This window comes from Bradyrhizobium sp. Ce-3 (assembly GCF_022835695.1).
Classification (GTDB): Bacteria; Pseudomonadota; Alphaproteobacteria; order Rhizobiales; family Xanthobacteraceae; genus Bradyrhizobium.
On record NZ_BQUV01000001.1, the window covers coordinates 859,651 to 884,117 of the forward strand.

22 protein-coding genes are annotated in these 24,467 nt (G+C 65.3%); 4 read left to right on the top strand and 18 right to left on the bottom strand.

All coding sequences use genetic code 11. The annotated features are described in order from the left end of the window. Positions 1-236: 236 nt before the first annotated feature. The 11 genes from BRSPCE3_RS03980 to BRSPCE3_RS04035 form a co-directional block, all read right to left on the bottom strand. Entirely contained in the window at positions 237-1,826 is a 1,590-nt protein-coding gene (locus BRSPCE3_RS03980; protein WP_244064355.1) for a Do family serine endopeptidase, read from the bottom strand. 171 nt (positions 1,827-1,997) lie between these two features. Beyond that, on the bottom strand, positions 1,998-2,504 hold the full coding sequence (locus BRSPCE3_RS03985) for a cytochrome c-type biogenesis protein (protein ID WP_244064356.1): 507 nt from the start codon (positions 2,502-2,504) through the stop codon (positions 1,998-2,000). Next, complete coding sequence (locus BRSPCE3_RS03990; protein ID WP_244064357.1) at positions 2,504-4,489, bottom strand: heme lyase CcmF/NrfE family subunit; 1,986 nt, start codon at positions 4,487-4,489, stop codon at positions 2,504-2,506. Before BRSPCE3_RS03990 ends, BRSPCE3_RS03985 begins: the two co-directional genes overlap by 1 nt. Next, the gene (gene ccmE / locus BRSPCE3_RS03995; protein ID WP_244064358.1) at positions 4,486-4,980 is read right to left on the bottom strand and encodes a cytochrome c maturation protein CcmE; all 495 of its coding nucleotides are present in this window, start codon (positions 4,978-4,980) and stop codon (positions 4,486-4,488) included. The genes BRSPCE3_RS03990 and ccmE overlap by 4 nt, the downstream gene beginning before the upstream one ends. Before the next feature lie 3 nt (positions 4,981-4,983). Then, positions 4,984-6,105 (bottom strand): c-type cytochrome biogenesis protein CcmI, encoded by a 1,122-nt coding sequence (gene ccmI / locus BRSPCE3_RS04000; protein WP_244064359.1) that lies wholly within the window; start codon positions 6,103-6,105, stop codon positions 4,984-4,986. Positions 6,106-6,902: 797 nt separating this feature from the next. After that, a complete protein-coding gene (locus BRSPCE3_RS04005) occupies positions 6,903-8,297 on the bottom strand; it encodes a hypothetical protein (protein ID WP_244064360.1) in 1,395 nt (464 codons plus the stop codon). Positions 8,298-8,904: 607 nt separating this feature from the next. Next, positions 8,905-9,135, bottom strand: a complete 231-nt coding sequence (locus BRSPCE3_RS04010) for a DUF6894 family protein (RefSeq protein ID WP_244064361.1) — start codon at positions 9,133-9,135, stop codon at positions 8,905-8,907. Positions 9,136-10,002: 867 nt separating this feature from the next. Next, a complete protein-coding gene (locus BRSPCE3_RS04020) occupies positions 10,003-10,173 on the bottom strand; it encodes a hypothetical protein (protein ID WP_229167062.1) in 171 nt (56 codons plus the stop codon). 209 nt (positions 10,174-10,382) lie between these two features. Continuing rightward, positions 10,383-11,759: a sensor histidine kinase gene (locus BRSPCE3_RS04025; RefSeq protein WP_244064362.1), complete on the bottom strand. Its 1,377-nt coding sequence runs from the start codon at positions 11,757-11,759 to the stop codon at positions 10,383-10,385. Between the two features lie 346 nt (positions 11,760-12,105). Continuing rightward, positions 12,106-12,768, bottom strand: a complete 663-nt coding sequence (locus BRSPCE3_RS04030; RefSeq protein WP_163154879.1) for a response regulator transcription factor — start codon at positions 12,766-12,768, stop codon at positions 12,106-12,108. A gap of 824 nt (positions 12,769-13,592) precedes the next feature. Further along, complete coding sequence (locus BRSPCE3_RS04035) at positions 13,593-14,072, bottom strand: hypothetical protein (protein WP_244064363.1); 480 nt, start codon at positions 14,070-14,072, stop codon at positions 13,593-13,595. A gap of 345 nt (positions 14,073-14,417) precedes the next feature. Here BRSPCE3_RS04035 and BRSPCE3_RS04040 point away from each other — a divergent pair, with 345 nt between their 5' ends. Next, on the top strand, positions 14,418-14,777 hold the full coding sequence (locus BRSPCE3_RS04040) for a VanZ family protein (protein WP_244064364.1): 360 nt from the start codon (positions 14,418-14,420) through the stop codon (positions 14,775-14,777). Positions 14,778-14,806: 29 nt separating this feature from the next. Here BRSPCE3_RS04040 and BRSPCE3_RS04045 read toward each other — a convergent pair whose 3' ends face one another. Both BRSPCE3_RS04045 and BRSPCE3_RS04050 read right to left on the bottom strand, forming a co-directional pair. Continuing rightward, positions 14,807-15,040, bottom strand: a complete 234-nt coding sequence (locus BRSPCE3_RS04045; protein ID WP_244064365.1) for a hypothetical protein — start codon at positions 15,038-15,040, stop codon at positions 14,807-14,809. Next, positions 15,037-16,185 (bottom strand): hypothetical protein, encoded by a 1,149-nt coding sequence (locus tag BRSPCE3_RS04050; protein WP_244064366.1) that lies wholly within the window; start codon positions 16,183-16,185, stop codon positions 15,037-15,039. Before BRSPCE3_RS04050 ends, BRSPCE3_RS04045 begins: the two co-directional genes overlap by 4 nt. 160 nt (positions 16,186-16,345) lie before the next feature. Between BRSPCE3_RS04050 and BRSPCE3_RS04055 the strand changes: the two genes are divergently transcribed. After that, positions 16,346-17,881: a hypothetical protein gene (locus BRSPCE3_RS04055; protein WP_244064367.1), complete on the top strand. Its 1,536-nt coding sequence runs from the start codon at positions 16,346-16,348 to the stop codon at positions 17,879-17,881. A 33-nt stretch (positions 17,882-17,914) separates the two neighbouring features. Further along, positions 17,915-18,901, top strand: a complete 987-nt coding sequence (locus tag BRSPCE3_RS04060; RefSeq protein WP_244064368.1) for a UbiA family prenyltransferase — start codon at positions 17,915-17,917, stop codon at positions 18,899-18,901. Between the two features lie 16 nt (positions 18,902-18,917). On the opposite strand, the gene galE is transcribed toward BRSPCE3_RS04060, so the two are convergent. From galE to BRSPCE3_RS04085, 5 genes are all read right to left on the bottom strand, one after another. Beyond that, on the bottom strand, positions 18,918-19,913 hold the full coding sequence (galE, locus tag BRSPCE3_RS04065; protein ID WP_244064369.1) for a UDP-glucose 4-epimerase GalE: 996 nt from the start codon (positions 19,911-19,913) through the stop codon (positions 18,918-18,920). 139 nt (positions 19,914-20,052) lie between these two features. Then, positions 20,053-20,310, bottom strand: a complete 258-nt coding sequence (locus tag BRSPCE3_RS04070) for a hypothetical protein (protein WP_244064370.1) — start codon at positions 20,308-20,310, stop codon at positions 20,053-20,055. Positions 20,311-20,448: 138 nt separating this feature from the next. Further along, a complete protein-coding gene (locus tag BRSPCE3_RS04075) occupies positions 20,449-21,078 on the bottom strand; it encodes a transglutaminase-like cysteine peptidase (RefSeq protein ID WP_244064371.1) in 630 nt (209 codons plus the stop codon). A 326-nt stretch (positions 21,079-21,404) separates the two neighbouring features. Next, complete coding sequence (locus BRSPCE3_RS04080; protein WP_244064372.1) at positions 21,405-22,067, bottom strand: ParA family protein; 663 nt, start codon at positions 22,065-22,067, stop codon at positions 21,405-21,407. Between the two features lie 15 nt (positions 22,068-22,082). Further along, a complete protein-coding gene (locus BRSPCE3_RS04085) occupies positions 22,083-23,318 on the bottom strand; it encodes a glycosyltransferase family 4 protein (protein ID WP_244064374.1) in 1,236 nt (411 codons plus the stop codon). A gap of 196 nt (positions 23,319-23,514) precedes the next feature. Here BRSPCE3_RS04085 and BRSPCE3_RS04090 point away from each other — a divergent pair, with 196 nt between their 5' ends. Continuing rightward, positions 23,515-24,459, top strand: a complete 945-nt coding sequence (locus tag BRSPCE3_RS04090) for a hypothetical protein (RefSeq protein ID WP_244064375.1) — start codon at positions 23,515-23,517, stop codon at positions 24,457-24,459. Positions 24,460-24,467 lie beyond the last annotated feature (8 nt).

Sequence of the window (24,467 nt, forward strand, 5' to 3'; positions counted from 1 at the left end):
GCCCTCTGTCAGCATGACGCGGCCGGCCTGCACATGCAAGACGACCGCGAATATTCCGAATTGTTTGAGAAAAGTGGGCGGTGAAGCTGGGGGACTCCACCGCCCTGAGACCTTCCGACGGAGGGGGGCATATTCCATCGAAAGGCAACATAGGGAGCGAGCAAGGGGCCCGCCCCCCGGAAAGCGCCGTCGGCGGGGGCGACTGATGCCGGCGACGCTTTCCAACTCATAGATAGTTATCCCTTGGCCAGCGGCACTGCCACAAAGCGCGACGAACCGCCGCTCTTCACGCGCATGAGAACGCTGTTCTTGCTGTCATTGCGCGCCGCGGTGATCGCATCACGCACCTCACCGGCGGTGCCGACCGACTTGCCGGCGACCTCGAGGATCACGTCGCCTTCCTTGAAGCCCCGCTCGGCGGCAGCACTCTTGGGATCGACTTCGGTCACGACCACACCTTCCTTGCCGGCGCCGGCCACGCTGTTGGCAGGCGCCACGGTGAGGCCCAGCTTCGGCACGTCGGTGCCACGGGACGAATTGCCCTTGTCGCTGTTGTTGTCGGTGTCAGCCTTGGCTTCCAGGCTGTTCGGCAACTGGCCGAGCGTCAGGTTGACGGTCTTGTCCTGCCCCTTGTGCAGCACGTTCAGCTTCACGGCGTTGCCGGGCGCGAGGCCGCCGATGGTGCGGGCGAGTTCGCGCGCATCCTTCACCGGCTCGCCATTGACGGCGGTGATGACATCACCGGACTCGATGCCGGCCTTGGCCGCGGGGCCGTTGGCCTGCGGTTCGGCAACCAGCGCGCCCTCGGCCTTCTTCATGCCGAGGCTGTCGGCGATGTCGGAGGTCACCGGCTGGATCTGAACGCCGATCCAGCCGCGGCTGACCGAGCCCTTATCCTTGAGCTGGGCAACCACGCTCTTGACGGTCTGGGCCGGGATCGAGAACGCGATGCCGACGCTGCCGCCGGACGGCGAGTAGATCGCGGTGTTGACGCCCATCACCTCACCGGAGACGTCGAACGCCGGGCCGCCCGAATTGCCCTTGTTCACGGGCGCATCGATCTGGATGAAATCGTCATACGGGCCGTTGCCGATATCGCGGCCGGAGGCCGAGACGATGCCCGCGGTCACGGTGCCGCCGAGGCCGAACGGATTGCCGACCGCCAGCACCCAGTCGCCGATCCGCGGCTTGGTGTCGGACAGCTTGGCGAACTGGAAGTTGGAGCCGCCCTCGACCTTGATCAGCGCGAGGTCGGTGCGCGGATCGGTGCCGATCACCTTGGCGGAATAGGTCTTGCCGTCGTCGGTCGTGACTTCGACCTTGTCGGCGCCGTCGACGACGTGATTGTTGGTCACGGCAAAGCCGTCAGCCGAGATGAAGAAGCCCGAGCCCTGGCCCGTCACCACGCCACCGCCACGCGGTCCGCCGCGCAGACCCGGGGGCAAGCCATCCGGACCGCCAAAGCGGCGGAAGAAGCGCTCCATCGGCGAACCCGGCTGGAACGGCGAATCCTCGTTATTGCCGCTGTCGTCCTTGGCGACCTTCTCGCGAATGTTGACCTTGACCGAGATCACCGACGGCTTCACGCGCTCGACGATGTCGGCAAACCCGACCGGCTGCTGAACCTTCTTGACCTCGTTGTTGACCTGCGCGTGCGCGGGCGTCGTGAACAGGTCGGCGGGGTTATGCGTGGGGCTCAAGCCATAGGTGGCGGCACCGAGGCCGGCCACGACCGACGCCATCAGCGCGAGTTTGCGGGCAGAGAACAGCGAGCGCTTCGGCGCCTTGTAGGACGGGAGGGTCGAGAGGTCGGGACGTTCGGTCATTGGCTGAAATCTCCAGGGCCAGAATCATTCGGTGCCGGGGCAAGCACCTGATGCGCCTGAACATGGGGTCATCAGCCTTACAGCGCGCTGGCTGCGGAATTAAACTTTGGTAATCGAGCCGACCGACGCTGCGGCAGAATAGCGCAGGGGAATAAAGGGCTTAGAAAGGAACTAAAGCGGCTTGTCGGGCGCGGATTCCGCCGCCAGCAGCCGTTCCAGGCGCGCCCGCTCGTCGGACGTCAATCCGGGGCCGGAATCGCCCCCGGCGGCGGCCAGATTTGTCTTGCGCCGGCCGAGCCGCCAGAGCGCGAAACCACCCAGCAGCAGCGCCAGCGGCGGGGTCAGCCACAGCACCAGCGTATGCTCGTTGAGGCGCGGCTTCAGCAGCACGAATTCGCCGTAGCGGGCGACCAGGAAATCGATCACCTGGCGGTCGCTGTCGCCAGCGGAGATGCGTTCACGCACCAGGAGGCGGAGGTCGCGCGCCAATGGCGCTTCCGAATCGTCGATCGACTGGTTCTGGCAGACCATGCAGCGCAGCTCCTTGGAGAGCTCGCGCGCCCGCGCCTCCATGGCCGAATCCGTCATGATCTCGTCGGGCAGCACGGCCCGCGCCGGCATCGCGCCGAGCATCAGGCTGGCCGCAAGCACGGCGGCTGCGAGGGCGCGCGACCGCATCACTCGGCCGCCTGCAAGGCGCGCGCCGCCGATTTGGCGGGTTTCGGCGCACCGACCCGCAAGCGGCGGTCGGACAGCGACAGCATGCCGCCGAACGCCATCAGCACCGGCCCCCACCAGATCATCAGCACCAGCGGCTTGTGATAGATGCGCACCGCGATGGCGCCGTCGGCCGAGGTATCGCCGAGCGAGATATAGAGCTGGCTGGCGCCGCGGGTCAGCAGCGCGGCCTCGGTGGTCGAGGCGCCGCGGGTGGTGAAGTTGCGCTTCGACGGCGTCATCACGCTGACCTTGTCGCCATCACGGGTCACGGTGAATTGCGCGACCATCTCGCGGAAATTCGGCCCCTGCCGCGGGTTCAGGCCGTCGAGCCGCAATTCGTAGCCGGCGACCTTGGCGACGTCGTCCGGCTTCATCGAGCCGATATATTCGCTGTTCCAGGTGGTCTCGCAGACGATCCCGATCAATGCGACGCCGAGGCCGGCATGCGCGAAGGCAGTGCCCCAGGTCGCCCGCGGCAGGCCGCGCGCACGGCGCAGCGACAGCGACAGCGGAATCCGGAACAGCGCGATACGCTCGGCGAGGTCGCACAGCGCGCCCATGATGACGAAGGCCGCAAGCCCGATCGCGAGCGGCGCCAGGGTCGCGCCGCCATAGGTCCATGCCAACACCACCGCGATCGCAACCAGCGCTGCGATACCGGCGACCATCAGCCGCTGCGCCGCGCCGAGCAGGTCGCCGCGCTTCCAAGCCAGCAGCGGCCCGAACGGCACTGCGAGCAACAGCGGCACGAACAGCGGCGCAAAGGTGAAATTGAAGAAGGGAGCGCCGACCGAGATCTTCTCGCCGGTCAAGACCTCGAGCGCCAGCGGATACAGCGTGCCGATGAACACCGTCGCGCAGGCGGTGGTGAGCAAGAGATTGTTCAGCACCAGCGCGCCTTCGCGCGAGATCGGCGCGAACAGCCCGCCCTGCTTCAGCGCCGGCGCGCGCCAGGCATAGAGCGACAGGCTGCCGCCGATGAACACGAACAGGATCAGCAGGATGAACACGCCGCGGGTCGGATCGGTCGCGAAGGCGTGAACCGAGGTCAAGACGCCGGAGCGCACCAGGAAGGTGCCGAGCAGTGACAGCGAGAAGGTCAGGATCGACAGCAGCACGGTCCAGACCTTCAGCGCGTTGCGCTTCTCCATCACCAGCGCCGAATGCAAGAGCGCAGTGCCGGCAAGCCACGGCATCAGCGAGGCGTTCTCGACCGGATCCCAGAACCACCAGCCGCCCCAGCCGAGCTCGTAATAGGCCCAGTAGGAGCCCATCGCGATGCCGAGCGTCAGGAATATCCACGCCATCAGCGTCCATGGCCGCACCCAGCGTGCCCAGGCGGCGTCGATCTTGCCTTCGAGCAATGCGGCGACGGCGAACGAAAACGAGATCGAGAACCCGACATAGCCGAGATAGAGCATCGGCGGATGCACCGCGAGGCCGATGTCCTGCAGCACCGGATTGAGGTCGCGGCCCTCGAGCGGCGGATTGGCAAGGCGCAGGAACGGATTCGAGGTGATCAGGATGAACAGATAGAAGGCGCTGGCGACCCAGGCCTGCACCGCGAGCACATGCGCGCGCAGCGACAGCGGCAGATTGTTGCCGAAGGCGGCGACGAGGCCGCCGAACAGCGCCAGGATCGACACCCACAGCAGCATCGAGCCTTCATGATTGCCCCACACGCCGGTGATCTTGTAGAGCAGCGGCTTCAGCGAATGCGAATTCTCGTAGACATTGGCGACCGAGAAATCCGAGGTGACGTGCAAGGTCACCAGCGCCGCGAACGACGCGCCAACGAACAGCAATTGTGCGAGCGCGGTCGAGCGCGCGACGTTCATCAGCGCCGCATCGCGCCAGCGCGCGCCGACGATCGGCACGATCGACTGGATCAGCGCAAGGGCGAGCGCCAGCACCAGGGCATAATGTCCGCTTTCGGCGATCACCGCATGGCTCCCTGGGTCGGCGCCGCGGAGGCGCTCGGCATGTTGTTCGGCTTGCCGTAATCGTCCTTCCAATGGCCCTGCTTCTTCAGGGCATCGGCGACGTCCTTCGGCATGTAGGTCTCGTCATGCTTAGCGAGCACGGTGTCGGCGCGGAACACGCCGTCAGCGTCGAGCGCGCCTTCGGCGACCACGCCCTGCCCTTCGCGGAACAGGTCCGGCAGGATGCCCTTGTAGGCGACCGGCAGCGTGGCGCCGCCGTCGCCAACCGTGAAGGTCACCGCGAGATTGTCGCCGCGCTTCAGCGAGCCCTGTTCGACCAGCCCGCCGAGCCGGAAACGCTTGCCCGCGCCGAGATGCTTTTCGGCGACCATCGAGGGCGTCGAGAAGAACACGATGGAATCGCGCAGCGCATTGAGCACCAGGCCCGCGGCGATCGCGAGCACGACGAGCGCGCAGCCGATCAGTGTCAAACGCCGTTGCTTCCTGGTCATGGTTTATCCATCCAGCCCGAGATTCTTCAGCCCCTCATTGAGCTGACGCAACCGGTCCGCATTGTTGGCGACCGCCTGACGGGCATCCGCCTGCGCGCTGATCGCCTTGTCGCGCTCGCCCATCACGAGATAGGCGCGGACCAGCCGCAGCCAGCCGTCGACGTCGTCGCCATTGGTCTTCAGCCGCGTCGCCAGCCGGTCGACCATACCCTGGATCATGGTGCCGCGGTCGGCCTCGCTCATGTCCTTGGCCGCGGCCATTGCACCATCCGGCAGCGCCGGCGCACTCACGCCGGCGGGCACGGTGCCGCCGACCCGAACCAGCGCGGCCTGCACCAGCGGCCGCCACGGCGCGTCCGACGGCCCCTTCGCCAGCATCTTCTGCCAGAGCGCCGCGGCATCGGCCTTGCGGCCGTCCTGCTCGGCGGCGAGGCCGAGGAAGTAGTTGGCCTTGGCGTCGTCGCCGTTCAGCGCGACCGCGCGCTCGAACTCAGTCTTTGCGTCGGCGGTGACGACGCCGCCGGCACTCCCCAGCAAGGCCTCGCCGAGATCGGCGCGGCGATCGGCAGTTTCGCCGGCATAGGTGATCGCATTGCGATAGGCGCGCACCGCATCATCGTAGCGGCCGAGCCGCGACAGCACCGGCGCCAGCACCGTCCAGCCGCGGCCGTCGGTCGGGTTCTTCTCCAGATGGGCCTCGACCTGTGCGACCAGGTTGGCGAGCGGCTGGTTGGCATCGGCCACCCGGCTGCGCTCGACGAGCGGGAAGTCGCCGAGCCGCGGCGAGCCGAGCGCGAGATAGAAGCCCGAAGCGATCACCGGCACCCCGACCAGGGCCACGATCGCGGCGGCACGCCGCAGCGTGAGGCTGCCTGTCACCGGGGCGTCACGTCCGCTCTGGTCGGCGGCGGCCAGCAGGCGGCGGCTGATCTCGATCCGCGCCGCATCGGCCTCGGCGGCGCCGATGATCCCCGAGGCCATGTCGCGGTCGATTTCGGCGAGCTGGTCGCGGTAGACCACGACCTCGCTGCCGCCTGAGTCCGCCCGTCCGCGGCGGCTGAGCGGCCATAGCACGGCAAAGATCGCCGCGACCGTCATCAGCGCGAACACAAACCACAGCGTCATCAAGCGGTTCCCGGATGGAACGGCGGCTTCCGGCAAGCCGCCTTAGAATCGCTTTACACTACCGGTGGCGAGCCCGGCAATTGACAATTGCTGGATCGACCGAAGGTCGAAATCAGGCGGCTTTCGGTGCCGGTCCGGCGGTATTGCAACGGCGTCTCCGGGCGAAGGCGTCTGCGACCAAAATATCGAAAACAACCCCATGCACAGTAGCCGGCGGCCTCCGGCGCTCGATTGACGGTTGACACGTCGGGCAACTCAGTGCCACACTTCCATTATTCCGAAATTGCGCGAATGCGTGTCGGCCGGCCTTGGCGGCGTCGTCGGTTTGCCGTCGAACATGCTTGCGAACTACGGTGCATTTAATTGTTTGACCGATAAGGGCGCGACTTTGCAATTGAATGCACTGTCACCGTAATCCCGAAGACCCTAGTCTCCACCAAAAGAGGTGCGAGCTCTCTGGCGCGGACAAGACGCGGGAGGCGGCCGACAGGGCATTCAAGTCCGTCGTGAAGCCGCGACCCGAGTCCAGATGAACCCGATTAACAACCACCCGCCGACGTCGCCAATAGCGAGATAGAATCCTTCGACCCAAATCGCGATAAGAAATGTCAATATCCCGATAACGGCGAGAGAGCAGTAACCAGCAATTTCCATCCAGCGCGGGTACATGGATCGTAACTCATAATTCCGGCCGACCTTATCACCTTTGGTACGCATCAGGGGCCTAACGACGTGATACGACCGCGCGACCGCCTGTGCCGCGCCGCGTCAAAGCTTCCCCACTTTTCCTAGTATCGCTACCCCGCCCGCGACGACTTCCGCTCGCCGGTGACCGCATTCTCCGCCGCCCGGTTCATCAGCGAGGCGTAGTCGTGGCCGAACAGCACCTCGCAGAAGCGGATCGCGGCCTTGACCTGCTGCTGGCGGAAGGCGCGGACCCGGGCGTCGCCACCGCGCAATGATTGCACCAGCCCCTCGGTCGACTGCTCGACGTAATGTTGCAGGTCGGAGAAGGTGCGCAGCGTCACCTCGTTGATGGCGAGCTCGCTGGCATAGGTGCGGCACACCGCGACGAAATCGATCAGGGCGGCGGCGTCCTCGACCTCGGACGCATCGATCTTGGCGCCGGCCGTGATGTCCTTGTCGGCGCGCTGACGCAGGATGCGGCGGACCCGGCCCGGCACGCTGTCGATCTCCGATTGCAGCGCGTTGGAGGTATCGGCCCGCACCGACGTCAGCTGGCGGCCCCAGGTCGAATCGTTGCGCAGATCGAGCTCGGTGCGCAGGCCGCGGACGCCGTCATGCAGGGTCTTGAGCTGTTCGCCGACATAGTCGAAATGCCCGCGCTTGATGTCGGTGCGCAGGCAGGCGGCGACGAATGACAGATCATGCAGCGCGACGGTGACGGCGATGCCGTACGGCGTTGCCGCAACCCGCAGCTCGTCGTCGGAGGCCGCCATCTTGATCGCGAGGCGGATGATCTGCCATGGCGCGGCGAGCCGCTGCGTGATCAATGACAGCGCGAACGGCAGCAGTTGCGGCGTCTGCAGCGACGGCAGCTTCAGCGCCTCCATCGCCGAGGCGATCTGGGAATCGGCGAACACGCGGATCTGGCTCGGCAGCCGGCTGCCCAGGGTCTCCAGCGCCTCGCGGGCCTGCAGCACGAGGCCGATCGGCAGCAAATCCTCGACCACGCTCGGCGGGCCGACGCGCGCCAGCGCGCGCTGCCGGTCGTCCTGGCTCGGCCCCGCGATCTTGAGAATGGCTTCCGCAGCCGCCAGCTGGAATTTTCGCGCGGCGACCTCCATCGGGCCGCTCTCCGAGGCCACCGCCAGCGCCGCCTCGAATTCGCGGGCCGCCTCGGGCGCGCCCTCGCGGGCCAGCCACTGCCAGATCGGCAGCAGCGAGGCGCGCCGGAGCTGGCCCGGCCGGGTCGGGAAATTGGTCTCGGCAAGGAACGGCTCGAGCGGCCGGAACAGCAGCCGCGCCGGGTCGTCGCTGCGCGGCGGGATCGCCTCGTCCTGCTCGGCGCCGCGCACGATCTTGCGCAGCTGCTCCAGCACCAGATTGGCGACCGCGATGTCCTGGCCACGTTCGACGGCGCGCTCCAGCTCGCGCATCAGCAGCGCCTGCGATTGCGGCGGAAGCTGCGCGAGATAATCCCTCAGCCGCTCGGTCGATTTCTGGCTCATGCCCGGTCGCGAAAACTTGGTGCCCGGCAAACGCCGCAGCCCGTCCGCCCGCGATGATAGCGGCCGGCGCGTTAAGAAGGCGTTTAGTAATATTGACGGCGTCGCGCCCCAAAAGGCGGCGGTTCGGCGCGGCAACGGGAATAAAGAACGGCTCCGGCATTGCCTCCAAGGCTGCTGGGGCCGTTTCCTTGCGCACCACAGGAACGAGGCGTGTCGGCTGGCGGTTGCTTTATGTCCGGCGTCCCCGCCGGGTGCGTCGGATGACGTATGCGAACTCGGCCCCGGCTTGTGCCCCCTCGCTGGGGCCGCCTCTTTTTCACGGTTAGGAACAGCCCCGGTGACGTTCCGTTGTCGCGTGGTCCCGGTGCTCAAGACGGACAGCACCTGGACACGGCCTCAGCGCTCCCCCGGGCGCTGGGGCCGTTTCTTTGGCGCGAAGAAGAAAGGTTCGGCATTTGCCGTTGCAACTAGCGGCACGGCGTCCAGCAAATCATCGATAGTCCAAAGCCGCTCAGCAGCACCAAGCGCGACGGCTGGCGCGGTCCACAGCGCCTCATGCACGCAGCAGACCACGAAGGAATGAAAGAGGCCGTCGACTGAGGTGGCCTTACTGTTTCGTTCCGTGGAACACGAAGGCAGCTTGAAACAGCAGCCCCTGATTGGTTCGAACTTCGACTGTCACGTCGTGATCGTCGCCAGAGCGGCCTGCGTCTCGTGCGATGTCGGCCATTGTATGTGCCGCTTCCACCTTGGCGTCTCGCAGGTTGGTCAATTCCAGTCCTTCTTCATCGGGGTAAAAATATCCATCGTCTCGGATGTCGAAGAAATAGCGGATCATCGTTGGTCCCCCGTCTGTCAGAGGCGGGAGCGCATAGAAACTCTCAGCCACCGGCGCCCGGTATAGTTGTCGGTGATATGTCGACAACCAGGGCCTCCCTGGAGGCGTTCCTATACAGTTGACTGGAACTCCACCAAGCCGGGTGCTGTCCTGATACGGACACGCGCTCCGACAAACCAGGACAGACGGTGAAACACCGGGGAGACGGACCTGTCATAATCTGCAATCCTCACAACACGGCGCGGTGAGCGGCCTCAGCGTTCGTTCCAACGCGCTGGGGCCGTTTTCTTGTCACCGTGCTTCTACGGAATCTGCTTTGGGGGCAAAGAGGTTTAGTGTCCCACACCGGGCTATTTCATAAAGATCATTTTTTTTGATTATCCGGCAGGGGGTCGCTTACGCAGGCGGCCCCTATTTTATCTGCGGCCCTCGCTACGCGGCGGAGATTGCAGTGAGCCCCGCATGCGCTCACAGCAGCGGCGTGGTGATCCAGCTGCTTTGAAAAGCCGTTGGTGAGGCGCGTAGAGCGCTTCTGCGTCGCGTCCACTATTCACCGCGCCCCGCCCGCTCCGATGACGTCGGCAAAGAGCTTCTACGTCGTGGATGATTGAAGCGCCCCAGCACGCAGCCATTCGGTCATGCTGGCGCCAGCCTCAGCTTGCCGGGCCAGCTTCAGGAGCGCTTCTCTCTCGGTACCTGGGGCGAGCGCCGCGGCCTGTTGGCGTAGCTCTCTGGCTCTCTCAACAAGGCGCGCTTCAAGTGAATTGGTGTGCCTGACCCGACGTCTAATTTGGCCCATGTGACCGTTTTCCTCCCTGAGTTCCTTACGGGAACAGGGCTGTAAATCGGCACGGAAACGCAAAGTTCCTATCGAGCTTCTTTCATGGTCCGCTCGACTTCATCGGCTAGCGTTCGGTGATGTGCGGCCAACTTGGCGAACAGTTCTTTCTTGGCCTTATTGGTCGCCAGCTTGCTGATTAGCTCGCACTCTTCCGCCTCGACACGAAGCTTCTCCAAATGTGCCTGCATGTCCTTCATGGGCAGTCTCCCGAGATTGGGGGCATGATTGCACGGGGAACAAGCCGCACGATACGACTTCTGCAACTCCGGCTCCCACGGAGAACCCCGGGATTGGATCTAGATCCTTTGATCTAGATCATGGGCAAGAACAGATGGCGTTTCACGCGGGGTCACATACGGACAGGCCTTGCGACCGCCGTTCAACCGAATTCCATCATGCCCATGCCCTACACCGCCGGCAGCATGAGTTCGGCCCGCAAGCCGCCGATCGGCGCGTCGTTCAGGGCGAGCTTGCCGCCATAGAGGCCGGCGAGATCGGTCACGATCGACAGGCCGAGCCCCGAGCCGGGCTTGGATTCGTCGAGCCGCTGGCCGCGCCGCGACACCTGGGCGCGCTCGGCCTCGGACAGGCCGCGTCCGTCGTCATCGACCACGATGCGCAGCCGGGGACCCGCGCCCGACGCCTCCGGCGGGACCACGCTGACCTCGATGAACACCTGCGAGGACGCCCATTTGCAGGCGTTGTCGACGAGATTGCCGACCATCTCCTCGAGGTCCTGCCGCTCGCCGCGAAACCGCGCCGCCGGATCGGCCTTCGCCTCGATCGAGAGGTCGCGGTCGCGATGGATCTTCTCCATGGTCCGGCGCAGCGCCTCGATCGCGGGTGCGACGTCGGTGATGGTGCTGACGATGGTGGCACGGGCGGCGATCCGCGCCCGCTCCAGGTGATGGGCGACCTGGTCCCGCATCAGATCGGCCTGCTCCAGCACCTTGCTGGCGAAGGGATCGGCGGCGTGCGCGCCCGCCTCGTTCACGATCACCGACAGCGGCGTCTTGATCGCGTGGGCGAGGTTGCCGACATGGGTGCGCGAGCGCTCGACGATCTCCCGGTTGGCATCGATCAGCGCGTTGGTCTCGCGCGCCAGCGGCGCGATCTCGACCGGGAACCGGCCCTCCAGCCGCTCGGCCCGGCCGGAGCGGATATCGGCAATCGAGTCGGAAATGCGCTTGAGCGGCGCCAGGCCATAGCGGACCTGGAAGATCGTGGTCAGCAGCAGCACGATGCCCAGCGCCGCGAAGGTGCCGCCGAGGTAGTAATCGAAGCTGCGGGTCTCGTCGAAGATCTCGGTGGCGTCGCCGGCGACGCTGACCAGGAACTTGCCGTCGGCGCCGAGATCGACCGGCCGCTCCACCACGCGCAGGCTCTGGCCCTCGGGTCCATCGACATAGCCGAGGCGGACGCCGGCAGCGGTCAGCTCGGCGCCGTGCTCCTCGAGCTTGGGCAGCTTCTTGTCCCACAGCGAGCGCGAGGCCCGGGTCTCGCCCTTCTCGGTGTCGGTGCGGGTGATCTGCCAGTACCAGCCCGACAGCGGCAGGTCGAACAGCGGCTCGCCGAGCGACTGGAACTGGCGGTCCGCCGGCTCGTCCGGCGTCGCCACCTCGGCGATCAGGGTGCGCAGATAGAGATTGAGCCTGCGGTCGAAGGCGCGCTCGGTGGCGTCGCGATAGACCGACGACAGGATGACGCCGGTTATCGCCAGGATCACCACCACCCAGGCGGTCGCCGAGACGAACAGGCGGGTTGCAAGCGAGCTGCCGCCCATCAGAGCACGGGCTCAAAGAGCGTGTCAGCCGCAACAGACGTCAGGGATCCAAACATTGGCGAATCCAGTTCTCCCGGCGCGGATCATGCCAATGCCCGTGGACGCCGATCAAGCGCTTCAAGAGCATGATCCGATTGAATAGGACATGCTCTCATCCTGTTGTTTGGCCGCACTTTTTGTCTGACCACGCATTCTTCATGTGAAGACGTTCCAGCGATACAATCGTCATTCCCCGCGAATGCGGGGAATCCAGTACGCCGCGGCCCCTCGATAAAACATCGGCGTCTCTGGAATCCTGGATCGTCCGCCTTCGCGGACGATGACACCGAATGAAACGCAACTGTAATTAGGTCGGCGGCGACAGCATGTAGCCGAGGCCGCGAACCGTCTGGATGATATCGACTTCCAGCTTCTTGCGGATGCGGCCGACGAACACCTCGATGGTGTTGGAGTCGCGGTCGAAGTCCTGATCGTAGAGATGTTCGACCAGTTCGGTGCGCGAGACCACCCGGCCGGTGTGATGCATCAGATAATCGAGCAGATTGTACTCGTGCGAGGTCAGCTTGATCGGGTTGCCGTTGACGGTGACCCGCTTGGTGCGGGTGTTGAGCGCCACCGGCCCGCACACCAGCTCGACCTGGGCATGCCCGGTTGCGCGGCGCAGCAGCGCGCGGATCCGCGCCAGCACCTCCTCGAGATGGAACGGTTTTGCGACATAATCGTCGGCGCCGGCATCGAAGCCCTGAACCTTGTCGCTCCAGCGGTCGCGCGCGGTGAGGATCAGCACCGGCATCACCCGCTTGTTCCGCCGCCAGGCCTCCAGCACCGAGATACCGTCCATCTTCGGCAGGCCGATATCCAGCACGACGGCGTCGTAGGGCTCGCTATCGCCCAGGAAATGCCCTTCCTCGCCGTCGAACGCGCGATCGACCACATAGCCGGCGTCCGTCAGCGCGGTGGTGAGCTGGCGGTTCAGATCCGGATCATCCTCAACGACGAGCAGACGCACTTTGGCCTCCGAGAGTGAGCATTGCGATATCCGGCATCAAATGAGGCTGCCGGCCGTGAACGGCCTATGAATGGATCCGCAAGGCAAAGCTAATTTTTTCGTCAGGTGCACCATCCCGGGAACCCGCGCAAGCGCCGCAGGTTCCCGCTGAGAGATGCGCGTCAAGGGAATCGAGCTTCAGCGTTAGTATCCAGATACCTCAGAAACTAGGAAATGCTGAGCCATGTTACCGGAACACTGCAAGGCAGCCGGGCCGGCTGGATTTGACCATTGCGGAGTCGGCCAAACGCGCTGGCGTCGGAAATCTCCAAGGTGCGCTTATTCCAGAGCCTCGAGTGCACGCCCATTCAGAACAACCCGTTCGCCCTCCGGCGGGGCGCTTGAGGAGTAGCGAATAGTAATTACATCGTTGGCCAATGGAGATCACTGCGTGGCAATCAAGCAAAACGCGGGAGACAAGCTCCCGCGCTGTAACGATTGCCAAGACCCCAAAGCTTAGGCCTGGGACCAAAACAGGGTCTTAGTTCTTGGGGCGGATGTGCCCGCGGACATGTTCGGGGCGCCGATGACGGACCCGAACGTAGCCGCGAACCCAGTGCCGCTTCCGATTTGCCATTGGCTTAACCTTCTGCGTGTGGGGCGGATGCCCCCGACTTGAAGGAAAGCCCAAAAGGTGCGAGTCTTTCGACTTGAGGGCCGCAACAGTTAGACCTCCTCCTTGTCGGGGACGGTTTGCGCGGTCTAGGACCCCGTAGCGCGGTAGGACGCGCTGCGGGGTCTTTCTCACTCAGGGGCGCGACCGCACGCCCCCGACGAGGCTGTGTTCATCCAGACGTGCCCCCGTTCAGTTGGAATTCGTGTGCCTTCAAGGCGGGCGCATATACGTCGGAGTCGACCTGCCGGATGCGACCGGATCGCACGATATTCATGAGGGTGGCATGGGTGGCGCGGCCTCCTTCGCCTTGAGGGAAGTAGCCAGCGTGGGCGGCCTCATCGCGAAGGTTGTTCTTGCTGGCAGCGCCGAGCTTTTCCACTGTCGCCACGAAAAAATCGTCCAACGACATCGCCGGTGCAGGTGCCGACGCCGCTGGCGCCGAATCAGCAGTGCGCCCCAGTCGCCGCAGTTCAAGTTGCAGAGCGCGGTTGATCCCGTCCCATTCAAGCCTCAGTTCAGCCATTTTGGCCTCGTGCGTCGCCTCCAAGGCCTTGCGTTCACTCTCATAATGGGTGCGCTCAGCCTTTCGCTGCTCTCCGATCATTGCGAGGCGTTGTTCGAGGTCGCCAGTGATGTCCCGCAATCCCATGTTTCGCTCCTGTGGGTGCAAGGAACTTATAGGCACTGGCGCATCATTCAACAAGGGCCCGCCATTGCGACTGTACATATCCGTTCCCCTTATGCCTCCCATTGAGGTTATAGAAATGACAGACTCATTGTCCTATCGGCTTGCAATTGCGCCCGAAGGCCCGCGGTCCGTCGGACCAAGGCACCGGCAGCACGCCAACCGATTGCCCGGCCGACGGCAGGTTAACCTTCGGCGGGCATTTAATTATCGCTGATGTGCGCGATGCGCTAACTCAAGCACCGGGGGCGTCTGCGGCACAGGACCGGGAAGACTTAGTTGCTCGTTTCAAAGATACGGAAGTTCGGAGTGATTGCCGGCTGGCTTGCGCTTGCCTTCATCGCCTTCGTGACGCTGTCCCCGATCCAGGACCGCCCCTCGCTATTCCATCCGCAGGCCGAGCATTTCGCGGCATTCGCCGTGATGGCGCTGGCGTTCGTGCTGGGCTATCCGCGGCGCACCGCACTGATCGTGCTGTTTGTCGTCTTCAGCGCATTCACACTCGAGGCGATGCAATTGCTGACGCCGGACCGTCACGGCCGGCTGATCGACGCGGTCGTCAAGGTCGCGGGAGGGCTCGCCGGTGTCGGCGCGGGTCACCTCATGCTGCTGGTGCTGCGCAGCCAGTTCGGCCGGCTGCGGTCGCGGGCGGAACAATCCGCGAGCTGAGCGAGCGGCGCGATCCCGTCTTCTCCGGCTCAATCGCGCTTCGGGGCTTCCGCAGACTTCGAGCCCTCTTGCGCCACGCATTGCTGGAAGAAATGCAGCCGGTCGCCATTCATCGGCGCGGCACCCGGGCGCTTGTACGGATAGACCATATAGGCCGCGCGCAGGCATCGCTTTGCCGTCTCGGCATCGGGCGCTGCGATGGCGGCGCTCGACGACAGCAACAGCGCCAGCACGGCGCCGAACCGGACGGTGATGCTGCTCACGGCTTCTCGCATTCCGAGTAGAACACGCCATTCGCGGCCGCCAGCCGCTGCAGGCAATGCCGCTTGTCGGTGACCGGGCCCTCGATCGTGAAATCGTAGGCCTGCGCCTTCAGGATCAACGCATAGCGGCCCGGCGACAACGGCGCGTCGTCGCGCGGCTGCACCTCGAACATCTGCGGATCCTCGCTGAGCGGCGCGGCGCGGAACGGAATCGAGATGTTGCGGATCACCCAGGTGTCGTCGCCGTGCGAGAGCACCGGCTTGCCGGTGGCATCGAACGTGGTCTGCTGGCCGACATGCGCGATCAACCGCACGTCGATCGGATCGGAGGCGCCGCTTGCGCCCTCGCGGCGGAACACGATGAAGCGGAGATGCCCGTCAGGCAGTGCGGTCTCGCTCGGCCTGGTGATCGCAGCCGAAATCGCCACGCGCGGATCCGGTGCGCGGCCCTGGATCAGTTGCAGCTCGTAGAGCTTGCCGCCGCTCTCGGCGTAAACGCCATAGGCGGTCGGCAATGGCCGTCTCGGTGCCGGCGCAACGGCGGCAATGGCCGGCGCGGGCACGGCTGCGACGACCGCAGGCCTTTGGGTTTGAGCCGGCGCCGGTGCAGGCCCGCCCGCAATCATCGCGCGCGCCGCGGCCAATGACACACCGCGCTGCTGCAGCAGGACGACCGCCGCGATCAGTCCAAACAGCGCCAGCATCGCCACGTAACGCAGCGGCACCGACGACGACCATCGCGGACCACGCGGCAGCACGGGGCGATCGAGCGTCGTGACGAATGCCTCCTCGGCATCGATCGGGGGCAGCCGCTCGATCCGCCGCGCCGCGCCCGCCGCCTCGAGGAATGCCGGCAGCGCCCGCGCCGGCGGCACCGCAAATCTCTCGACCGGATGATCCCTGGTGTGGGCTTCGACGCCCTCGATCGCCACTTCCAGCGCCCGCATCAGGCGCTGCTTTTCGGTCGGATCCTCGTGCGCGAGCTGCTGCAGCTTCTGCCGCGCCAGCTCGTAGACCGCACTGCGCAGCTGCTCCGGGTCGGCGCTCACGGAATCGATGGTCCGCGCCAGCACCAGCGCGAACTCCATTTCCGGGTGCGCAGGGCTGATGTCCCTGACCGTCCTCTGGGCCGGCGTCGACGTCATAAATGTTAGTCTGGTTTGCCCATAATGTTACAACATTGTAGGTGGTCTTTACTGTTAACACAAATGACAAAGGCCCGCAGATGACGCCGCGGTCCGACCGTATCGAACCGAGCAGCAGCAGGATTCATTGACCCGTTCGTTGCAAGCCCTGGACAATTGGTTGTTCGCGCCGAAGCGGGACCGCCGTGCCTGGCCGGACCTGCTGCTGCTTGCGGGATGGATCGCGCTGGTCAGCTTCCAGATCGCCCGACATGTGATGTGGCGCGACGAGGTCCGCGCGCTCACCATCGCCCTGAACGGCGACGATGTGATTGCCATGCTGCGCGGACTGCATGGCGAGGGCCATCCTGCGCTGTGGTACCTGCTGCTGCGCGGCGCACATGCGGTGTTCGGCCGGGTCGAGGTGCTGCCTGGCGTTGCCTTCGCGGTCGGGCTCGGCACGGTCGCGCTGCTGATTGTCCGATCGCCGTTTCCGCGGCCGCTGGTGGTGCTGCTGATCACCGGCCATGCGCTGCTGTTCGAATATGCCGTGATGGCCAGGAATTACGGCATCTCGGCGCTGTTGCTGTTCGCGATCGCCGCCTGCTATCCGGCACGCCGCGACCGCGGCATCCTGCTCGGCGCGCTGTTGTTCCTGCTCGCCAACACCAATGTCGTCGGCGCGATCATGGCCGGAGGCTTCCTGCTGTTCTGGCTGCTCGACCTGCTCGAGGTTCACGGCTGGCGGTGGTCGCCGCCACTGACCAATTTCGCGATCAACACGATCATCGCGGCGATTGGCGTCGCGATCTGCGCGGTGACGATGCTGCCGACCTACAACGATGCGGCGGCGCGGGACTGGTCGCACGCCTCCCCGCTCGCCGCTGCACTGCTGTCGCTGGTCAACCCCGGCGCGACGTCGCTGGGCGCGCTGTTTGCCAATCTGCTGCCGGGGATCGCAGGCTCGGTGCTATTGTTCGCCGCGACGCTCGCCCTGCTGCCGCGCCGCCCCGCCTTCCTCGCCGCCATCGCATCCCTGTTGCTGACGTCGCTGTTCTTCGCCGTCGCGGCCAACGGCGCCTATCGCCACGCCGCGGTCTGGCTGTGTTTCCTGATCACGCTCTACTGGATCGGCTGGAGCAAGGTCGCCGCGGCGCCGGCCTCGCGAACGTGGCTCGACGGATTGTTGCCGGCGATCGGACGGGTGGCGCTGCTGCTGGTGCTCGCGATCCAGACCGCCGCAGGCCTCAACGATCTGCGCAACGCGGCGAGCGGCGTGGTCGCAAGCCGCAGCGCCGATCTCGGCCGCCTGATCGCCTCGCGCCCCGATCTCGCCAACGCGGTGATCCTCAGCGAGCCGGAATATCTGGTCGAGGCATTGCCCTACTACGTCACGAACCCGCTCTATCTCGCGCGCGACCGCAAATTCGGCAGCGTCGTGATCTTCTCGCGCAAGGGCCGGATGGACAGCGATCTCGGCGAGACGCTGCGCCTGGCCCGCGAGCTCCGCGACGGCCGTGGTGCGCCCGTCATCATCCTGCTGGCCTATCGGCTCGATGCGATCACACCCGACCATGTCTATGACGAGGGCAAGGACTGGCGAACGTTCCGCGCCTCAGCCGCAGAGATCCGCGATTTCCGCGACGCCACCACGATGATCCGCCGCTTCGGCCCAGCGAAAACCGACGAGAGCTTCGACGTCTACCTGCTCAACTAGGCGACCGGGGACAACAGGACAAGGAACCGCGCAATGGCGCTGATCGACAGCAAGCTCGAAGCCAGCAAGGCGCCTGCCGCGGGCATTCGGCAGTACCTCGCGATCCTGCGGCTGGATCACAGCACCAAGCACATCTTCATCGTTCCCGGCATCATCCTGGCCTGGTTGCTGCGCGGCGCGCGCGGCGATCATGTTGTGGCCGAGATCGTGCTTGGCCTCGTGGCCGCGATCTGCATCGCCTCGGCCAACTACGTGATCAATGAATGGTTCGACCGCGACTTCGACCGGCATCATCCGACCAAGTCGCAGCGCTCGGCGGTGCAGAGCGTCATGGACGGCAAGATCATCGGGATGGAATGGCTGCTGCTGGTCGCGCTCGGCCTCGCCTGCGCGGCGGCGAGCAGCCGGTTGATGCTCTTCGCAACAAGCATCTTTGCCTTGCAGGGCATCGTCTACAACGTTCCGCCGCTGCGCAGCAAGGACAAGGCCTATTTCGACGTCATCTCGGAGTCCGTCAACAATCCGCTGCGGCTGTTGATCGGCTGGGCGATGATCGACCCGACCTCGCTGCCGCCGGGCTCGGTGATCCTGTGCTACTGGTTCGGCGGCGCGTTCCTGATGGCCGCCAAGCGGCTGTCCGAATATCGCGAGATCGCAGCATCCCACGGCAGGGAACTGCTGGCGCGCTACCGCGCGAGCTTCGCGCACTATACCGAGGTGTCGCTGACCGCCTCCTGCCTCAGCTACTCGCTGTTCTCGGTGTTCTTCCTCTCGGTCTTCCTGGTGAAGTACCGCATCGAGTACATCCTCGCGATGCCGCTGGTGGTGATGCTGTTCACCAGCTATTTCTCGATGTCGACGTCACCCGGATCGTCGGCGCAGAAGCCCGAGAAGCTCTATGGCGAGCGCGGCCTGATGCTGATCGTGCTGGCGCTGGTCGCCGTCTTCCTGGTGACGAGCTTTGTCGACATGCCGTTCCTCGCTCGCCTCGCGGAGCAGCACTACATCACGCTGGATTGAGGCTATAGCGGCTTGGTCAGCGCCGGCGCGGATGCGCCTTCTGGTGCCACGCCCAGGCCGAGCGGATGATGTAGCCGAGGTCGGACCGGCTGGCCTTGAAGCCGAGCCCGCTTTCGGACTTCGAGGGATCGGCGACCAGGATCGGCGGATCGCCGGCGCGGCGCTCGCGCACCACGCTCGGCACGGCTTCACCGGTCTCGGCGCGGATCGCGTCGAGCACCTCGCGCACCGAATAGCCGGTGCCGGTGCCGAGGTTGAACACGCCGCCGGCGTCGCCCTTCAACAGCAGCTCGAGCGCCGCGATGTGGGCGCTGGCGAGATCGTCGACATGGATGTAGTCGCGCACCGCGGTGCCGTCAGGCGTGTCGTAGTCTTCGCCGAAGATCGCGAAATCCGGCACGTGCCCGAGCAGCGCCATCAGCGCGCGCGGAATCAGATGCGTCTCGGGGTCGCGGAGCTCGCCGATGGTGGTCGAGGCATCGGCGCCGCAGGCATTGAAGTAGCGCAGGCAGACCGAATTGAACCGATAGGCGTCACGATAGTCGGCCAGCATCTGCTCGATCATGAATTTGGAGCGGCCGTAGGGATTGACGGTCGGCCCGGCGGCGCTCTCGGGAATCGGATCGCGCCCGGCATTGCCATAGACGGCACCGGTCGAGGAGAACACCAGGCGGTCGCAGCCCGCCGCCCGCATGCCGCGCAGCAGGCCGAGCGTGCCGGCAACGTTGTTGGTGAAGTATTTCTGCGGATCCGCGACGGACTCGCCGACCGCGCTGAACGCGGCGAAATGCGTCACGGCGAGCGCATCGTGCTCGCGGATGGTGGCGGTGATCCGATCGTGATCGGCGACGTCGCCGGTCACGAGCGGTCCCCATTGCACGAAGTTGCGGTGGCCGGTCGACAGATTGTCATAGACGACCGGGACAAACCCGGCCTCGGCGACAGCCTTGGCGCAATGGGATCCGATATATCCCGCGCCGCCCGTGATCAGAATCGAACCCCTGCTCGCCATGGAAAATGTCGTCCCTGCGCGGACCAATCCTGCGCCCCAACAGGCGCAGTGAACGCATGGGTACGACATTCCGTCCGGCGCAGCAAAACGGCGATGCGATTAGCGTTAAGACCGAACGGATTTGCCGCCGGCGTGACGGTTAACGCGACCCCAGCGGCACGTTGGTCTGTTGCCCGACCGGCGGCGCGTGGCGCGACGCTCTCCCATAGGGGTAGACCGGCGTTGCCGGCGGCACCGGCCGGGTCGCCTGCGGCCGCGATGTCGGGACACCGCCGCCCGGTCCATCGATCGAATAGCGCGTGCCGCCCTGCGCGGTCTGCCCGGTGCCCTGGGCAAGCACGGGGGCGGCTGCGGCGACGAGCAGCGCCGCTGTTGTGACAAAGCCGGCCAGCTTCATGTTAGTGCCTCGATGGAGGTAATCGGAGTCAACTGGTCAAGCCGGCGATCGTTCCGGATGGCCGCCGCCGCATGCATCAAACGAAAATGGCGCGGCGAAATGTCTCGCCGCGCCACGTTCGAAAGACCTACTTGTATTTCAGGCGCCGACCTGAGCAACCGCGGCCCAGTGATCGGGGTTCGCCGGGGTCTGCATCCGGACCCAGCGATAGCGCGCCTGCGACCAGCCGCGGATCTGCGCGTTCAGATTGTCGAGCACGACATCGCCGCCCTCGGCGCGGACCACCAGCACGAGATGATGCTCGCCCCACGAGGTCACCACCTCGCTCAACAGCAAATTGCGCATCGGCCAGCCGCGCGCCAGCAGTTCATGGCGCTTGCTGACCGCATAGTCGTTGCAGTCGCCGCGCGCCGGATTGATCAGCCATTCCTCGCCGGCGAGGCCGCGTTCGTTGCGCTGGGGCACGATGCGGCGATTGACCGCGGCATTGACCTCGATCAGGTCGGCGATGCGCTGCTTGGTGAGGCGCGTGGCGCCGCCGCGGAACACGATGCGGGCGCGGGCTTTCGGCTTGCATTCGTCGGCATAGCGCATGCAGAACATGGTGTAGGCCATCGGCGCCAAGGTCGGCTCGCTGAAGCGGATCTTCTCGATCACGCCGCGCAGCGGCAGCGGGAAGCCGATCATTCCAGCCTGGGTGTCCTGCGCGCTGCTCCCGAGCGCGACGATGGCCAGCAGCAAGGCCATCACTTTCCTGACGTTGTACATTCTTCACTCCCCACCGTGACGGGAAGCATGTACGGGAAATGTCTTGCGCTTAGGCTCAACCGCGCGGCCGCATTTGTCTCAAATGCCGCGAGCCGCGCGAGCAGTCCGTTAACCAACCGGGCTGCTGCGCCGGCAAGCCTCTCATCCGCCGAATGATAACGCGCGGGCAGGCCAATCGATTGCAGCGTTATCGGGTTTTTGGAGGCCTTTTCCCGCGGTTCCGGCCGACGCCGCCGTCAGATGCAGGCGGTGTGGCGATGCGGAACCGCGTTATTCCGATGCGGACATGGTTAGCCCGGCGTGAAGCCGCCGGCGCGCTTTGTTAACTAGCTGATCACGCGCTGCCGGGGCGCGATCCCGCACCAGCGCATGACGAGATCGGCGAGCGTCTTGATCTCGATATCGGCGGGCGTGCCGCTGGCGAAATCGGCCACCGATTGCCCCAATGCGACGGCGCGAACATAGGCCGAGCGGCTTCCGATCATCGGCCCGATCTCCTCATCGAGCGTATCGAGCTCCTCGATCAGCTGCTGGCCTTCGAGCGTGCGCTGATCGACACGGTTCGGCACGATCATGGCGCGCAGCGCCGTCCGCCGCGAGGCACGCACCTCCCGCACGATGTCGAGCGTTCGCGCGGTCGCCTCGATGTCGAGGCCGGACGGCGTGCACGGCATCAGCACGATATTGGCGACCGCGAGCACCGCGCCCAGCACCCGATCGTTCGGCGCGGAATCCACCACGATGATCTGATGCGGAATCTGGCGCATCAGCTTGGCCCATTCGGCAACGGGGCGGGTTTCCGGATCAAGCTGGTAGACCGGGAACGACAGATTGCCGGGCTCGGCCCAATGACAGGCGGACGCCTGCGAGTCGGCGTCGACCAGTCCCACCACGCCCGTGCGCCGGTCCAGCTCTGCGGCCAGCAGGACCGCAAGCGTCGTCTTTCCGACCCCGCCTTTGCGCTGGGCAACCGAGATGACAAGCGGCATCGCAAGCTCCTGGCGTTATCCCCCGTGCGTGCGCAGGAGGACACCTTCATCAACGAGCGTCAGCATCCGTGGCAGACAGACCCGCTTTGCATCGTAATTGTCCCGCACGAAGCTTCGCGCCTTCATTCGCATCTTCTTGAAGGCCTTGGGCCGTGACAGCACCGAGATTACCTGATCCGACAGCGCATCAATATCAAAAAACGGCACCAGCAGGCCGTTGCCATCAGAGATGATGTCACGCAGCGGGGCGGTGTCGGACGCCACCACCGCGCATCCCGCGCTCATCGCCTCCAGCAGCGACCACGACAGCACGAAGGGATAGGTCAGATAGACGTGCACCGAGGAGATCTGCAGCAGTTCGAGATACGGTTCCCGGGGAATCCGGCCGAGGAAATGCACGCGGCGCAGGTCGATGTCCGACCTGATCTCGTCGAGGAACATCGACTGCCAGCTCGAGCCCTTGGGCGGATTGGCGCCATAGGATGTCCCGCTGCCGCCGACGATCACGACCTGCGCATTCGGCCGCGCCGCCATGATCTTCGGCAGCGCGCGCATGAAGATATGGAATCCGCGCACCGGCTCCAGATTGCGCGAGACGTAGGTGATCACTTCGTCGTCGGCCGACAGCGTCGCGCCGTTCGGAAGCTGAAACCGCGCGACCGGATTGGGCTTCACCTCGTCGGTGTCGATGCCCTCGTGGATCACCTCGATCTTGCTCTGGAACTCGCGGGGAAAGGTCGACCGCTGCCACGGCGTCGGCGAGACGCCGGAGTCGCATTCGGTGAGCGCCAGCAGCGTGGTCGCATTCTTCAGATGGAGCGCGACGTTGCCATCGAGCCCCGTCATCGGAAACTCGGGATCGAAGCCGACGTCCCGGCCTTCGGCGCCGTAGTAGAATTCGCAGTACAGGATGATCCGCGCCTTCGGAAACATCGTGCGCAACGGCAGCGTCTCGCCCCAGCCGGGATGCGCGAAGATCAGGTCGGGCACGAAGCCCTGCCCCGACAGCGACGACAGCGCATACAGCACCTCTTCGGCGCGGCGCGCCTCGACATCGAAGCGGCGGGCGAACGGATGGACCACCGCGGAATCCGACTTGGTCGTCGAATATTTGAGCAGCCGGATATCCGGGATGGTGCTCGCGGTCGATGAGCCGACGGCAACGACCTTGTTGCCGGGCTGCTCGGCCAGCGCGCGCGCGATGTGGCGGTACTGGGCCGGAAAGTTGTTGTGGACGAAGAGGACGTTCATTGGCGGGCGAACGCGCCCCCCGGCCGCGCGATCTTCGATTGGGGTCAGGGTCTGCATCATCACCGGCGGCGTGTCATCGACTGGTACGGGTCAAACTATCTTACCGGATTAACATTAAGCCCCCTTCTATCACACCGATTTTTGGGGCACAGTGTGGGAGGCATATCAATCCATTCCGTTAAGCTCGCAGGCGACGATGAACGAACAGATTCAGCAGAAAACCATTGATCTGGCACGGGGTCTTTTCCTGGTTCGGTACAATGGCGCGGACGATAAGACGTCACCTCCGATGGTGCGCGTATACGCGGATCGCGCCAGTGTTAACAATTGTAATATCATTAGCGGACCCGATGCGGTCAATGGAACCCTGTTCGCGCCCGAGAGCGCGCTGGTGGTGTCGGTCGCCCGGCCCAGCCGCGTGATCGTCGAGGTCACGGCGGGGCGCGCCGGCGGGTCGACCGCCGCCAATATCAAGTTCGAGCCGCTGACCCAGGGACAGCCCATCAGCCAGCCGGCAAGCGACCCGTTCGACACGTACGAGCCCGCTACATACGAGCCCGCTGCCGGCCCGCGCGAGCACAGCGACCTCAAATTGCTGGCCCATGTCGCCGGCTTGGGTGATGTGACCGTCGGCCCGAATACCTGGATCGCCGGACCGTCCGCTCCGGCCCGGATCGAGGGCATTTCGCTGGAATGGCCGAACAAGCCGCACGATCTGAACCTGCAATATGCGGTCAAGTTCGCCAGGCCGCAGCGCGGCGACAACCAGTTCGTTCCGCTTGGAACCTTTACCGGAACCCGTGGCCGCGCGCTGGCCATCACCGGGTTCTCGCTGGAAGCGTCGGGCCCCAGCGCCGACCGTTATGCGATCTCGGCCGAGACCATCTTCCTGGGCGCACCCGCGCTGCGGGTCACCGGGAACCGGATCGTGGTGTCCGGCCCTTCAGGCCGGGAACCGCTGGTCGGCCTCAAGCTCAATCTCGAAGAACGGCGGGTGCAGGCAGCGCCGCTGGCGCCCCAGCAGCCGCGGCGCGCTGAACCCGTACCCGTCAACCCCGCGCCGCGCCTGGACGGACCGCGCCTCGAGGGCCGGGTGCGCGTGTTCCGGAGCCGGCAGAGCGCCGTCAAGACGGCGGGCTGACGGCCAGG